12 protein-coding genes are annotated in these 14,464 nt (G+C 37.9%); 4 read left to right on the top strand and 8 right to left on the bottom strand.

The window, feature by feature from the left end; genetic code table 11:
- Positions 1-13 precede the first annotated feature (13 nt).
- Both metL and metB read right to left on the bottom strand, forming a co-directional pair.
- The gene (gene metL, locus CXF71_RS04765; RefSeq protein WP_101231835.1) at positions 14-2,560 is read right to left on the bottom strand and encodes a bifunctional aspartate kinase/homoserine dehydrogenase II; all 2,547 of its coding nucleotides are present in this window, start codon (positions 2,558-2,560) and stop codon (positions 14-16) included.
- 106 nt (positions 2,561-2,666) lie between these two features.
- Positions 2,667-3,833, bottom strand: coding sequence for a cystathionine gamma-synthase (gene metB / locus CXF71_RS04760; RefSeq protein WP_101231834.1), 1,167 nt, complete (start codon positions 3,831-3,833; stop codon positions 2,667-2,669).
- A 239-nt stretch (positions 3,834-4,072) separates the two neighbouring features.
- Here metB and metJ point away from each other — a divergent pair, with 239 nt between their 5' ends.
- Together metJ and CXF71_RS04750 are read left to right on the top strand one after the other, a co-directional pair.
- Positions 4,073-4,402, top strand: a complete 330-nt coding sequence (metJ, locus tag CXF71_RS04755) for a met regulon transcriptional regulator MetJ (protein ID WP_101228919.1) — start codon at positions 4,073-4,075, stop codon at positions 4,400-4,402.
- Between the two features lie 270 nt (positions 4,403-4,672).
- A complete protein-coding gene (locus tag CXF71_RS04750; RefSeq protein ID WP_232771383.1) occupies positions 4,673-5,953 on the top strand; it encodes a sensor domain-containing diguanylate cyclase in 1,281 nt (426 codons plus the stop codon).
- 110 nt (positions 5,954-6,063) lie between these two features.
- On the opposite strand, the gene CXF71_RS04745 is transcribed toward CXF71_RS04750, so the two are convergent.
- The 4 genes from CXF71_RS04745 to hemE all read right to left on the bottom strand — a co-directional run bounded on the left by CXF71_RS04745 (position 6,064) and on the right by hemE (position 9,785).
- Positions 6,064-6,972 (bottom strand): ABC transporter permease, encoded by a 909-nt coding sequence (locus CXF71_RS04745; protein WP_101231832.1) that lies wholly within the window; start codon positions 6,970-6,972, stop codon positions 6,064-6,066.
- Positions 6,972-7,829, bottom strand: a complete 858-nt coding sequence (locus CXF71_RS04740; RefSeq protein WP_101231831.1) for an ABC transporter ATP-binding protein — start codon at positions 7,827-7,829, stop codon at positions 6,972-6,974. The genes CXF71_RS04745 and CXF71_RS04740 overlap by 1 nt, the downstream gene beginning before the upstream one ends.
- A 2-nt stretch (positions 7,830-7,831) precedes the next feature.
- The gene (locus tag CXF71_RS04735) at positions 7,832-8,191 is read right to left on the bottom strand and encodes a GntR family transcriptional regulator (protein ID WP_101231830.1); all 360 of its coding nucleotides are present in this window, start codon (positions 8,189-8,191) and stop codon (positions 7,832-7,834) included.
- Positions 8,192-8,717: 526 nt separating this feature from the next.
- Positions 8,718-9,785: a uroporphyrinogen decarboxylase gene (gene hemE / locus CXF71_RS04730; protein ID WP_101231829.1), complete on the bottom strand. Its 1,068-nt coding sequence runs from the start codon at positions 9,783-9,785 to the stop codon at positions 8,718-8,720.
- Positions 9,786-10,456: 671 nt separating this feature from the next.
- On the opposite strand from hemE, the gene CXF71_RS04725 reads away from it, so the two are divergent.
- Positions 10,457-10,993 carry a DUF2780 domain-containing protein gene (locus CXF71_RS04725; protein ID WP_232771382.1) on the top strand — a complete coding sequence of 179 codons (537 nt, stop codon included), beginning with the start codon at positions 10,457-10,459 and terminating at the stop codon, positions 10,991-10,993.
- A 372-nt stretch (positions 10,994-11,365) separates the two neighbouring features.
- Complete coding sequence (locus tag CXF71_RS04720) at positions 11,366-11,842, top strand: acyl-CoA thioesterase (RefSeq protein ID WP_101231827.1); 477 nt, start codon at positions 11,366-11,368, stop codon at positions 11,840-11,842.
- A gap of 343 nt (positions 11,843-12,185) precedes the next feature.
- Here CXF71_RS04720 and CXF71_RS04715 read toward each other — a convergent pair whose 3' ends face one another.
- Both CXF71_RS04715 and CXF71_RS04710 read right to left on the bottom strand, forming a co-directional pair.
- A complete protein-coding gene (locus tag CXF71_RS04715; RefSeq protein ID WP_101231826.1) occupies positions 12,186-13,445 on the bottom strand; it encodes a glycosyltransferase in 1,260 nt (419 codons plus the stop codon).
- Positions 13,446-13,597: 152 nt separating this feature from the next.
- The gene (locus tag CXF71_RS04710; RefSeq protein WP_101231825.1) at positions 13,598-14,365 is read right to left on the bottom strand and encodes an FKBP-type peptidyl-prolyl cis-trans isomerase; all 768 of its coding nucleotides are present in this window, start codon (positions 14,363-14,365) and stop codon (positions 13,598-13,600) included.
- Positions 14,366-14,464: the final 99 nt, after the last annotated feature.

Raw genomic sequence — 14,464 nt, 5'->3', positions numbered from 1 at the left:
TCGCAGCAACGCATTAGTTTATGCCCTTTATTTTTACTTGATTTTGTTTGTGAGCCAGTTGCTGACAAACCTTAACGAGATCTGAATGTAAACCGCCAGCAGTAACATCTCGCCCAGCTCCCGGCCCACTAATGATTAATGGATTATTTTGGTACCATTGACTACTTATTTGGAAAATGTTGTCGCAGGGTGTTAAATTGGCGAAAGCATCACTTTGAAGTAATACTTCTAAACTCACTTTTGCGCTAACGCCTGCGGTTTCATTATGCTGAAAACGAGCAACATAACGAATACATTTCCCGGTACTATTTGCGTCAAATAGTGCTGTAGCAAAGTACGCATCTAATTCATTAGCTCTGGCCAAAAAGTCCTTGGTTGATAATGACTGTAATACCTCTGGTACTAAATTTTGACAATCAATATCTTCTAACGCTAATTCAAAACCTGCTTTACGCGCTAAAATCAATAACTTACGTTGTACGTCTCGACCTGATAAATCTTCACGAGGGTCTGGCTCGGTAATACCTTGTGCTAAAGCATTTAATAATAATTCTGAAAATTTTGAACTGCCATCATAAGTTTCAAACAACCAAGAAAGTGTGCCTGAAAAGATACCCGATATTTCACTAATACTGTCGCCACTTTGACGTAAGTCGTCAATAGCATAATTAATCGGTAAACCCGCACCCACAGTAGTATTCCCTAACCATAAACTGTTATTACTATCCGCAGTATTTACTAAATTATTATAGTGAGCCGTACTACTTGAAGCAGCCCATTTATTAGCACCGATGACATGAATTCCTAAAGAAAACATGCGTTCATACAATAAGCTGAAATCTTCACTAGGGGTGATATCAACAACAATTAACTCGTCGTATGGGTTCTGAGTCAACCAAGTAATAAGCTGTTCGCTATCATAATCTTGCGCTTCTTGAGCGAAGAGTGATGCCGCTTGGTTTACATCAATACCATCGTTGTTTATCAAGGCTTTTTTCGACGAAAGTAAGCCAACCAAATGCAAATTTTCTAATGCGTAGACTTTATTAAGCTGTGCGGGTAATAACTCTAAAAAGCGCTCACCTATATTACCCATACCCGCAACAACTAAACCAATATGACGAGCATCTTTTGTCATTTCATGATGCACGGTATTTAATAATTCGATCGAACAAGACTCAGGTAAAACGGCGATAACGCTATGACTATTATCGCTACCAACTAAGTTTAATGGTTTAGCTGTTTTTAATGAACGTTTAAAACGCGCTCTAATATCACCACGTTCAGCCACGCGATGGCCAACGGTTGCGATAATCGCTACTGGCTTAAAAGTTATTTCAACATCGTGACTCGCCAACCACTGACTTAATGACTTTTGCTGTGCTTGCGTGATAACCATAAAACCTTGCTGGTCATCCATACAAATAGGAGAAAACTCTGCTTTAGCCTTCGCTGCAGCTTCTCCGATAAAGCTCACTGATTGCGCTAGCAGTAAATCATTAAGATAAGTTACTGATAACTCTTGTTTGGCTATTTGACCAAACCGACCAATTTCAGTGCCTATGACTTGTGCATCAAAACTACTAGCAACATGTAAATGGGTGTGATGTTCACTTAATGGATTAATAAGCGGCAATAAGGTTTTGGCATGTAAAACGGGGTTACCTAAACGACCTAATTCTTTTGCAACACCATTAGGTAAGCGGTGTAATTTTCTAGCACTTGGCACAACACGAGGATCAGCACTATAAATACCATCGACATCCGTCCACAAAGTCACATTACCTGCGGCAACTAAAGAAGCAATAATAGTGGCCGAATAATCACTACCGTTTCGCCCTAAAGTGCAGCTTTTACCACGAGAGTCCTTACTGATATAACCGGTAATTACGGCTAATTTACCAAACTGACGCCTTTGTCTTAATTGCGCAGCACTTATCGCAGTATCAACCACACAGCTTTGTTCATTATCGATAACCAAAAAATCACGAGAATCAATACAGTTACTTGGGCACACTTGCTCATTAAGTAACGCTGACAACAACCTTGCTGACCATACTTCGCCTAACGCTAAAATATCATTGTGATGCTGAGTAATATCAGCCGATAACCACGTAGTTAATTGCTCTATGTCTTTATTTAAACGAAGCAATAATTGCTTGGTATTATTGTCATTTAATAATTCGGTAATTAACTGTGCTTGTTCATTTGCTAAGTCAGCGATAGCTTTCGTTAGCTCATCGCTTGTTTGTATGGCCTGGTCCGCAATGGTTCGTTCGACCAGAGAATAAATAGCAAATAAACTATCAGTAGTTTTACCATTGGCTGATACCACAACGATATCATTTAGTTGGCAGTTTTCGCGGATGATTTCAAGCGCACGCTTAATGCATTTGGGCGTTGCTAATGAACTACCACCAAATTTGTGTACTTGAATAGCATGCTTAGCCAATTTGTTTTCTGCGGTTACCTCTGTAATAAGTTCATGCTCAGCAATGTTTTTGCTCAACACTACTTTATCTTCATTAACCTTATTTAGCGTAATATTTTCTTGTGTCATCTCTGTGCCTACTCAACTGCTAGATTATTATCACAATTGTTTATTTGATTTATATCTCAATCGGACCAATTTATTACTCACTTAGTAAGAGTTAATCCGGTTGCTATTACTGTTGGCTTTGCACTAAACCATGCGCTAAATCGGCCAATATATCTTCAATATCTTCAATGCCGACAGAGATGCGTACTAAGGATTGGGTAATCCCCGCTTCTAACTGATCGGCTATTTCCATACCCGCATGGGTCATGGTTGATGGGTGACTAATTAAACTCTCAACACCACCTAATGATTGCGCTAAAGTGAACAATTCAAGGTTATCAAATAACTTTTTAACCGCTTCAACGCCACCTTTAACTTCGAAACTTAACATTGCACCATAACCAGATTGCTGCTTTTTGGCAATATGGTGCCCTTTGTGTTCCGGAAAACCAGGGAAATATATCGCCTCAATGGCATCATGGTTTTTTAGAAAGTCAGCCACTTGCAGTGCATTTTCTTGATGCTGTTTCATACGTACAGGTAAAGTTTTTAAACCACGTAACGCTAAAAAACTATCAAAGGCACTGCCGGTAATACCAATACAATTGGCCCACCATGCTAATTTTTCGCCTAACTCTGCAGTTTTGGTAACTAAAACACCGCCAACAACATCACTATGACCATTAATGTATTTAGTGGTTGAGTGAAAAACAATATCAGCGCCAAGGGTCAAGGGTTGTTGCAACGCTGGCGATAAGAAAGTGTTATCTACCGCGACTAATGCATCAACAGAGTGACACGCTTTGGTTACCTCTTCAATATCGACTAAACGTAATAAAGGATTACTTGGACTCTCCAGTAAAACTAATTTTGGTTTGTGTGCTAAGGCATTATCCAGTGCTTGTTGATCGTTCTGGTCAACAACAATAAGTTTAAACTGGCCACGTTTCGCTAAATGGGTAAATAATCTAAAACTACCACCATAACAATCATGTGGAATAACAACCGTGTCATCAACCGATAATAACTGGCAAAGTAAATGTACTGCAGCCATGCCTGTGCTGGTAACAATACCAACACTACCTTGTTCTAATTTTGCAATAGTTTCCCCAAAAGTGGCTCGTGTCGGGTTCCCCGTTCGAGAATAATCAAATTGACGTTTGTCATTAAAACCTTTTAATGAATACGTACTGGACAAATGAATAGGAGCAACTACAGCGCCATGGTGCTGGTCGGTATTAATGCCTGCTCTTACTGCCGAAGTAGTAATATTACTTTTGCGATTAATCGACATATTTTTCTCCAATGATTATCACTTTTTCGTGAAATTATTATAAATTACGTTTAGATGTTTGGACGTCTATAACTCTAAACACTTTCATTAATAGGGTCAAGTATTTTTAGACTTCTAAACTTCTACTTGACTGGTTTTATGCAACAGGTAAAATCTACCCTATTACAATATAGAATATCGATACCAACTGGACTAATTTATTGATCTGTTGGGTATTATAACAAAACAGAGGAATACCCATGGCTCAGTGGAATGACGAGTATATAAATCCCTATGCCGAACACGGTAAAAAGAGCGAGCAAGTAAAGAAAATTACCGTTTCTATTCCTTTGCGTGTCTTAAAAGTGTTGACCGATGAACGCACCAGACGTCAAGTTAATAACCTTCGCCATGCCACTAACAGTGAATTGTTATGTGAAGCGTTTTTACATGCCTTTACTGGACAGCCCCTGCCTGACGATGAAGATTTAGCAAAAGATAATAATGAAAAATTACCTGCCAGTGTTAGACGTTTGCTCGAAGCAAAAGGTATTACTGACTTTAGTGCTTACGAAGTTGAAGATGAGTAACTTTCGAACGTTACATTAAGCAATCCCAAAAAGGTACTTAGTAAAGTACCTTTTTTATTGCGCCTGTTATTAAAAAATATCCGAGTAATATCGATAACGCTTTTTGAAAAGACATCAAAAGTAAGAATCACTTATATTAGCTAAGCTTAAAAGATCGCCAAGTTCACGGTCAGATTATTTTATTATTAGCTAGCTGTGCTAATATTTTAATTAGATGCCAATAGCCACATATTAATGATTTTTCTATTCCTTTCACCCTAGGCGATTACTTTGAGTAAAGAAAAAAATACAACTACCGCCTTTGATAGCATCAAAAATCAAGTGTTGGATAGTATAGATTCCTTTATTTATACCAAAGATTTATCGGGTAAGTATACCTATGCCAACCAAGCGGTTTTAGACTTGTTTGAGAAAAGCTTGGCTGACGTTGTCGGTTTTGATGACAGTCATTTTTTTGATTTAGCGCTTTCTAAACAATTACAAATAAATGATAGGCTAGTCATGGACCAAGCCATCAGGATTGAGAGTGAAGAAAGCAACTTTATTAAAGCAAAAAATGAAATGCATATTTATAAAGTGGTCAAAAAACCACTTTATAACAGTAAAGGTATTGTCAATGGCATGTGTGGTATATCGACTGATATCACCGCAGAAAAAAAACTTCAGGAACAACTCAATGAGCAAAGTTATTTACTTGATACCATGTTAAATAATATCGATGCCCATATTTATGTCAAAGATTGCGAACGGACCTTTTTATACGTAAATAGTCGTGTGGCCGAGTTATTTGGCGATAGGGCCGAGAATATTATAGGTAAAAAGGATACTGATGTTTTACCTAAAGAAATGGCTGAACACTTTTACCAATCCGATCAACAGGTTTTTGAAACAAATAAAAAACAAGTAATTGAAGAAAGCACTCAAACGGAAGCGGGGGATATCTGTCATTACATCAGTACTAAAGTCCCCTTTAATCAACCGGATAAATTACCTGCACTCATTGGCTTTTCAACTGACGTCACCGAATTGTTCAACCTAAAAGAAAAATTCAAGCAATTGGCCAATACGGATCCATTAACCAATTTATATAATCGACGTTTTTTCACCGAGCAGGCAGGAAAAGAATATCAACGCGCAAAGCGCTACTCATTATCTATGACACTTATTTCTATTGATATTGATCATTTCAAAAGTATCAATGACCAATATGGTCACCCTGTTGGCGATCAAGTTTTAATAGAGGTTGCCAAGCAACTTCAAGCGAATTTAAGACAAACTGATATTCTAGCGCGTATCGGTGGTGAGGAGTTTTCTATTCTTTTACCTGAAACATCATCGCAATCTGCTATGGCATTTGCAGAGCGTATTAGAGAAGAGCAAAGCAAATTAAAAATTATCGGTGACTGGCAAGGTGAGATAAAACTTTCAGTAAGCATTGGTGTTTCAAGCTTTCTCCCCAGTGATGAGGCTTTTGATGCCTTATTTTCTCGCGCGGATAAGGCTTTATATCAAGCTAAAAATTCGGGGAGAAATAAGGTTTTCTACTTATAAAAAATGCCAATATTTTAATATTAGCATTTCCTTAGTACTTCACGCTTTACTTAACACTTAACATTAGTAAAGTGACTAACCAATCAATGGGTTAGTCACCTAGTTTAACATTACGATTCTTGTTTATTCACTCTAAACCAATACGTTGCGAATAATAAAGCAGCTGAGACGATTACGGTACGATAATCAATCTTAGCAAGTACAGCCAGTACCGGCGAAAATATTGAAGCGTTTTCATCACCAATGTCAAACGAGGTGCTGTTTTCTGGGACAATAGAAAAGTAGTCTGCGATAAAGTGACCAAAGAATGGCTGTGATAAATGTAAATAATGTACCACAATACCTTCAATAATTAGCAACACTACGATCGGTAACACCGCCCATAAAAATGGCGCTTTCTTCGCATAAATAGACATCAACATTAACCAAGCATACAGTGGTAATAACCATACAGCTGTTGGTAATAATGTTAACCAAATAGAAGCTAAAACACTTACTATGTTGGTACTTGACCATAGAGCCCACAGAGAAATATCAAAACCTAGCGATAAAATGGCACAAACGACAAAGGCTAACACTAAACCTATAAAAAATAGGACAGTCGCTGCAGAGTAAAATATTGCCGGGATAACAATCGCACCCGTTAATGCTTTGCTTGCAATAGTCATGGTATCTGACACAGGTAACGAACGCCAAAACATCACTGATTGGTCACGTCTCTCATCATATAAACAGGTAATAAAGTAATATAATTGCACAATAAAACCGACTAATACAAACGGCACAAATAACGCAATAGTTGATACAAAAAATACTTTCTCAACCTCATCACCGTATTGTGCTTCACTCAAGTGTTTAAACCCTTCAAGTATTGCATTCATATCTACGCCATTAAGCAGCATAATTAATAACGGGATAACAATGAAAATACCCGCTAGCGCCACTGGCACCCAAGTTAGCATGCCACTAAATTCCCACAGCTCTTTTTTAACTGAGGCTTTCATTATAGAAACATTCATTAGCACATCTCCTTATTCATGATACCGACAAACACATCGGCCAAGCTAGGTACTGTCACTTTCCCTAAACCCTGTAGTTTTTCTTTATCTTGATTATCAAATAACATCGTGGTTAATCCCATCATGCTATTTTTAAATAACGGCGTTAATGCATCAGCGTTATCAACTTGCTCATTGCTCACTGCGACAAGATTAAAGCGTTCTCTAATTTCATCTGTACTTTGTGCTAAGACAATCTCACCTTGTTTAATAAAGGCAACATCGGTAAGAATGTGCTCTATCTCTTCTATTTGGTGAGTGGTAATGACGATACACTTTTCTTCGGTGTAAAAGTCTTCAAGTAAGTGATTATAAAATTGACGACGCGTTAATATATCTAAACCTAAGGTAGGCTCATCTAACACAAGTACTTTGGCGTCAACCGCTAAAATAAGTGCTAAGTGTAACTGCGCAACCATACCTTTTGATAAGGTCTTTACTTTATCTGTTAAGGTAATGTTGGTTTTGGCTAAGAACCCTTTTGCTTTTTCAATATTAAAGTTTTTATGGATATCTTGCATGTAAGTTAATGCTTGTGACACTTTTAACCATTTTGGTAAAATAGCAACGTCGGCTATATAGGTCACATCGTTTAGCATGCTAACGCGATCTTTTTTAGGGTGAAAGCCTAAAACACTAATATCGCCCTCAAAGTCCGTTAAACCTAAAATAGCTTGTAAGCAGGTAGTTTTTCCTGCGCCATTCGGCCCAACCAAACCAACGATTTGTCCTGCATTCACCGAGAAATTTACTGACGAAAGCACCTTCTTTTTACCAAAGGATTTACTGACGTTATTTACTGAAATTAATGCGCTCATAATTAACCCTCCATACTGCTGGTTAATAGCTGTTCTGGCGAAAGTTTAAGTCGGGTAATTTGTTTCAATACTTCAGGCCACTGGTGTGACAAAAAGCTTTCACGCTCTCTATCTAACATCAACACTTGTGCTCCTGGCATAACAAACAAACCCTTACCACGTTGCTTTTCTACAACTTCTTCGTCCTGTAACATCTGATACGCCTTTGAAATAGTAATTGGATTAAGTTGATATTCAGCTGCTACTTTTCTCACAGAAGGTAAAGCTTCGCCTTCCTTAATATAGCCATCTAATATGCGAGTCACTACTTGCTGATACAGTTGTAGGTATATCGGTTTTTCTGGATCCCATTGAGGTGTCATGCCCTGTTCCTTGAATAATACCAAAAAGATAGTAGTGTTATACACCACCAGCACACCACAACACAAGTACAGTTTGTTATTAATTTTTGATAACTAATGTAAAAACACGGTATAAACACTCAGTACAACAAGGTAACAAATTGAAAAATAACAATAAATGCAAGAAAACAACACTTTGACCATAACGATTTGTAGCAATGTAACAGAGTATGTCCGCAAGTCTCTATCGACAAAATCCTAGCTCATAATTCCCGCTAAAACCCTGCACTTTGATTGGTAACGGGTATATATCAACACAAATTTTATTTGTTCTAGCTTCTCTGACATAGCCCTGAGGTGGGAATAAATTTAATAGATTGGTATTACATATAAATCCAGAGGTTGATAAAAAAGAGGTCTTGAACGAAAGACGTTAGAAAGTTTGCAAAAAGTAGAGATAAACTTAGCCCATAAAAAAGCCGCTGTTAACAGCGGCTTAATTGTCTTTACTATAAAGCGAGTTAACACCCGCGATAACTAAAGCTTTTTATTTATGATAAGGCTTACTTAAACGATGCACAGACTCGATAAAGTGACCCGCATGATCAGGGTTCACGTCAGGGTGAATACCATGACCTAAGTTAAATACGTGACCTGTCCCGCCGTCACCAAAACCAGCAAGTATTTTTGAAACTTCTTGTTCAATACGTGGTAATGGTGCGTATAACATGGATGGATCCATATTGCCTTGTAGCGCAACTTTATCACCAATGCGTGCTTTTGCGTTTTCAATGTCGATGGTCCAATCTAAGCCAACAGCATCACAACCTGTTGCCGCAATAGACTCTAACCACATGCCCGAATTTTTAGTGAATAACGTCACTGGCACTTTACGGCCTTCATTATGACGTGTTAAACCATCTACGATTTTCGCCATATATTGTAAAGAAAAGTCTTTATAATCACGTGGCGATAATACGCCGCCCCAAGTATCAAATACCATGACTGATTGTGCGCCTGCAGCAATTTGAGCATTTAAGTAACTGATGACTGAATCAGCTAACTTATCAAGTAACAAATGTAATGTTTGTGGTTCAGAAAACATCATCTTTTTAATTTTAGTGAACGCTTTAGAGCTGCCACCTTCAATCATATAAGTTGCTAATGTCCAAGGGCTACCTGAAAAACCAATAAGCGGTACCTCACCTTTTAGTTCTTTGCGAATAGTACGAACGGCATTCATTACATAACCTAATTCATCTTCTGGATCAGGTACGGCAATTTTATCAACATCAGCTTTACAGGTAATAGGACGTTCGAATTTTGGTCCCTCACCTGTTTCAAAGTATAAACCTAAGCCCATTGCATCTGGAATAGTTAAAATATCACTAAACAAAATGGCTGCATCTAAAGGAAATCGACGTAACGGTTGAATGGTTACTTCACAAGCCAATTCAGCATTTTTACATACCGACATAAAGTCGCCGGCTTCTTTACGTACCGCACGATACTCTGGTAAATAGCGACCCGCTTGACGCATCATCCATACAGGCGTGTAATCTACTGGTTGCTTTAATAGCGCACGTAAATAGGTATCATTTTTTAATTCTGTCACCAATAGTTCCTCTTATTTTTGCTTTAGTAGTCACATTGAACAATTACTTCTTCGTAATAATGCACTATGACTCATTTAATTTAGTTATTTAGTGGCGGTTGTTTAAAAGTAACTCGCCAATGTATTTTATACTGCGCAGTTTAGCATCGACCAGTCTTTTGATCTATGCGCTAAATCAACACTCCTGAAAAATACAATGACATTGAAACAACAATTAAATACACGCTAAAAATAAAAGTTCAATTTATTTAACTATATTTTAAAGAGATACATTTATGCTTGATTTTTACCAATGAACTTCGAATCAATAACTTAGCAGTATATGTTTGTTCAACTTGTTTACTACGAAAAAACTCGTCGAGTTTATGCTCTACTAAAGTTCTTGCGATGGTAAAAAGGCTTTGGTATAAAATGCCTGCGCTAAAGAAAAACAATAATAAAAACAAAAACAAAAATAGCTACAAACTAAAAATAATAAAAAAATAGTAGCTAAAAATTAATAATAAGAAGCTTGGTAACAAGACCATAATGCGAGCATTTCAGGCCTTTCTCTTTTGAGAAAGGCCTTTTTATTTGTGCAACGCTATTTAATTCTACTAAACAATTCTCATCAATAATTTCATTAAGCATGTTAAAGTAATTAATTACAAAAATTTAACATGGAGTTAACCGTGAAATTATCAATTATATGTCTATCTGCCTCATTGGCTCTAACTAGCTTAATCTCAATGACAGCTTCTGCTATCGACTTAGGCGCTATCACTAAATCGTCAACTGACCAGCTTAAAGCTGCGGCTAAGGATGCCGGAGTGCCATTAGAAACTAATGCTATGATAGAATATGCAGCGAAACAGTTAAACTTATCTGAGGGTACAGTCGCTGCAAGTTTTGGCTCAATACTTAAAGTAGCACAAGATAATTTAAGCCAGGAAAATTTTGCTCTAATCAGTAAAGCGGTACCCGATACACAAAGCTATTTAGATAAAGCGCCTAAAGTAACTAAATCATCAATGAGCTCTTTATTTTCTAATGCTGGCGATGCCGGAAAGAAAGCCGAAAGTGTCGATTATTTAAATTCGGCCTTTAGCAAACTAGGGGTTTCTAGCGAGCAAGTTCCCGGTTTAATCAATAGCTTTACTGCTTATTTAGACAACAGCGGTTATAAAGATGCGGCTGCAGTATTAAAACAGGGCTTAAGCTTCTTATAATAGCGTATCAGTAATAATAGCAACGACTGAGAAGTCGTTGGCTATTCTACTTTCCCCTCAAAAAAACCTATTTGCTATTAATAGACGGCAATACCCAAAGCACATTATTTTACAGTTGAAATTCACCCTTGGGCCTATTTTATATTTTGGCACAGTAATTTTGATGCCATTAAAACCAACACAAAGCCGTTATACCCACTGGCTAATAACTTAACACTTATCAATTAATTCCAAAGGGCAACGCTATGTATATACTCACCTTGTCAAATTCCCTAACAGATATTATTTGCTAATTAGTAGTGAACACTATATTTTTAGCAATCTCCTTCAGAATCTCCTGAATACAAGTCATTAACGATAAAGAGCTCATTTATGAATGCACCACAACGCGACATTACTTTAAGATTTTTAGCCGAACCACAAGATGTGAATTTTGGTGGTAAAGTGCATGGTGGCGCTGTGATGAAGTGGATCGATTTAGCCGCTTATGCCTGTGCTGCTGGTTGGAGTGGTCGTTACTGTGTTACGGCTTATGCTGGTGGTATTCGGTTTGTTGCTCCTATTCATGTTGGTAGTTTAGTTGAGGTAGAAGCTAAAGTAATCTTTACCGGTAATTCTTCAATACATATTGCCCTAGAAGTTAACGCCTGCGATCCTAAATCATTAAACCGCCGCTTAACTACGCACTGTATTGTTATCATGGTTGCCGTTGATCAAAATGGTCAATCTGAACGTGTACCGCAGTGGATCCCCGAAAGTGAAGCCGATAAGAAACAACATGCTTCTGCCGTTAAACTGATGGAAATGCGCAAGCAAATTGGTGAAGAGATGCAAATCTTTGTCGATTAGCATTATAGTCGCCATGTAAAATAAGGCTCTGAACGCTATTATTCAATCATATTTGACTCTTTAGTCAACAGAGCTTTGCCCTAACAATAGCGATCAGAGTGAAGTTCACCTTTAACATAAAACTGGATTCCAGCTTAAGAAACAACCGGAGTGACGAAAACGAGGTGATAGCTATTCGCTGGCCTTGCGATTATCTACCTTAGATTCGCTGTCATTCCCCCAGTATCTTGTTAGGAATCCATTGTATTGTCTTTATCACACACTAAAAACTGAATTCCTGCCTAATGAATAACTGAAAGAACAAAAAGTCGGCTAGCTGATTAACCAAAGCTAGCCACTCTCTCTATTTATCCTCATCCCCTTCAGCAAAAACTTTCAACTGCGTTTTAACATCAATCCATTGCGACATGTATTGGGTACTTTTATGGTGGTGATGATTAAGCATACTGCCAATAAAATTCAATTGTCTATGTTGCTCAAGATTAGCTGAAAGCTTTGATAAGCAATTGGCTAGCTCTGTTAGAATGCTTTCTTCTTGATACATTAACTGAGCATTTTGTTGCCCTAAATCACTAGCAACTTGCCAAGTGCTTTCATCTTGATAGAGCTTTACCGCAGCATCGGCAATAGCTTGTGGCTCATTGGCTATTTCGCCCGCCCAAGGTAAATCAGTTTGCATACTTTCTGCGCCAATATCAGTGGTTACTGATGGTGTACTGCAATACATAGCTTCAGCTAGTTTGCCTTTAATACCTGCGCCAAAACGTAGTGGTGCTAAACAGACTTTGGCACTTTGCATAGCAAGTACTGCATCATCAACCCAACCTTTTACCAAAAACCCTGATTTATCATCATGTAAGTCAGTCGCTTTCGGTGGCGGGTATGCGCCATAAATATTCAGTTTCGCATTCGGTAATTGTTTGCGTATCAGTGGCCAGATTTGCTGTTTGAGCCACAACACAGCGTCCCAGTTTGGCGCATGGCGAAAATTACCTATCGCCATAAAATCATTACGCTGTTGATAACTTGGATTTTGCTGAATTAACTGGGCTTGGCTTAACATAAAAGGGCAATAGTGAAGTAAACAGGCATCAACTTTAAATAAACGCTGCAATAATTCAACTTCAATACTTGAGATCATCAAACTAATGTCTGAGCGAAATATTGCAGCGACTTCACGTTTAGCCATATCACTAGTCAGTAAATCTTCATCGGTGATGTGACGTTTTTCTTTATAAGCTTGATGACGCCCATTACGTAAAGAGAATAAATCTTCGGTATCTAGAATACGCAGTGCTTGTGGGCATTGTTCACTAACACGCCAGCCAAACTGTTCTTCCATCATAAAACGATCAAACATCACTGTATTAGGTTGTAATTCCTTAATGAAATTATCAAAGCTGGTGCAATTGAGACTGATATTTTCAACGGCTATATTTAAAGCACGTAAATCAACCATGTGCTCTGTTTGTTGCGCTGGGCTGGCAAAGGTAATCTGGTAACTTTGCGCTTGAAAGAAGTGGATTAACTGCATCATACGGCTACCTGCCGCAGAAGAATTAGGTTCAGGCCAAACATAGCCAATAATAAGAAGTTTTTTCATTAGAGTATTTTATATCAATTAGGCTAACGAAGTGATCATTTTCAATAGCCTAAACAAAAAAGCCACCAGTAAAAAATTACCAGTGGCTTTATATTTTTCTAGTATGCGGGCTGTAGTAAGCTAAAAATTATTAACTAACACAAGCAAATTAACTAGTGAGCAGCGTGGTCATCAGCTTTTGGCGCTTCTTCTGCTTTTTGAATTTCTAATAATTCAATTTCAAACTGTAGTACTGAGTTGCCAGGAATGCTTGGTGGGTTACCATTCGGACCATAAGCTAAATCTGAAGGGATAGTAAATTTATACTTAGCGCCTACAGGCATTAATTGTACGCCCTCAGTCCAACCTTTTATTACACGGTTAAGTGGGAACACTGCTGGTTCGCCACGTTTATATGAACTATCAAACGTTTCGCCGTTTAAGAAAGTACCTTTATAGTGTACTTTAACAGTATCAGTTGCTAAAGGTGTATCACCTTCGGCAGCAGTTAGTACTTCGTATTGAATACCTGATTCAGTGACTGTTACGCCTTCTTTTTTAGCGTTGTCTGCAAGAAACTTAGCGCCGTCAGCTAGGCTAGATTCAGAAGCGGCAATTGCTGCTGCTTGCTGCTTTTCTTTCATGCTAGCATCAAGATTCATCAATAACGCTTGAATTTCTTCTTTTTCGATAACAGCTTTACCGTCAATGCTGTCTACAAAACCGCGTACGATAAGGTCTTTATTTAATGTTAAACCTAGTTTGTCATGCTCTTCTAAGTTACGTTGCATGTACATACCAATTGAGGCACCTAAGCCGTAGGCTTGTTTTTGCACTTCAGTATCTAATACTGGTGCTTTAACTTCTTCAACCACTTTTTCGTTACAACCAACAACGGCAACTAGCGCAAGGGCTATTAGGGTAGGCTTAAACAATTTCATTAATATCTCCACTTAAACAATACAATTGGAGCAATCCCCAATTAAAACTTAAAAACTGTGTTGTTATCCTTTTAATTTTACTTTCAAAATTTAGAAGAT

This window comes from Colwellia sp. 12G3 (assembly GCF_002836775.1).
Classification (GTDB): Bacteria; Pseudomonadota; Gammaproteobacteria; order Enterobacterales; family Alteromonadaceae; genus Colwellia.
The sequence above is the reverse complement of the archived record's forward strand: the minus strand, read 5'-3'. Positions and strand labels throughout refer to the sequence as shown.

Excerpts from the sequence above, each read along its gene's own strand:
- CXF71_RS04710 (WP_101231825.1), bottom strand. The coding sequence starts at position 14,365 with ATGAAATTGTTTAAGCCTACCCTAATAGCCCTTGCGCTAGTTGCCGTT.
- CXF71_RS04715 (WP_101231826.1), bottom strand. The coding sequence starts at position 13,445 with ATGAAAAAACTTCTTATTATTGGCTATGTTTGGCCTGAACCTAATTCT.
- CXF71_RS04740 (WP_101231831.1), bottom strand. The coding sequence starts at position 7,829 with ATGAGCGCATTAATTTCAGTAAATAACGTCAGTAAATCCTTTGGTAAA.
- metB (WP_101231834.1), bottom strand. The coding sequence starts at position 3,833 with ATGTCGATTAATCGCAAAAGTAATATTACTACTTCGGCAGTAAGAGCA.
- CXF71_RS04720 (WP_101231827.1), top strand. The coding sequence starts at position 11,366 with ATGAATGCACCACAACGCGACATTACTTTAAGATTTTTAGCCGAACCA.
- metL (WP_101231835.1), bottom strand. The coding sequence starts at position 2,560 with ATGACACAAGAAAATATTACGCTAAATAAGGTTAATGAAGATAAAGTA.
- CXF71_RS04745 (WP_101231832.1), bottom strand. The coding sequence starts at position 6,972 with ATGAATGTTTCTATAATGAAAGCCTCAGTTAAAAAAGAGCTGTGGGAA.
- metJ (WP_101228919.1), top strand. The coding sequence starts at position 4,073 with ATGGCTCAGTGGAATGACGAGTATATAAATCCCTATGCCGAACACGGT.
- CXF71_RS04735 (WP_101231830.1), bottom strand. The coding sequence starts at position 8,191 with ATGACACCTCAATGGGATCCAGAAAAACCGATATACCTACAACTGTAT.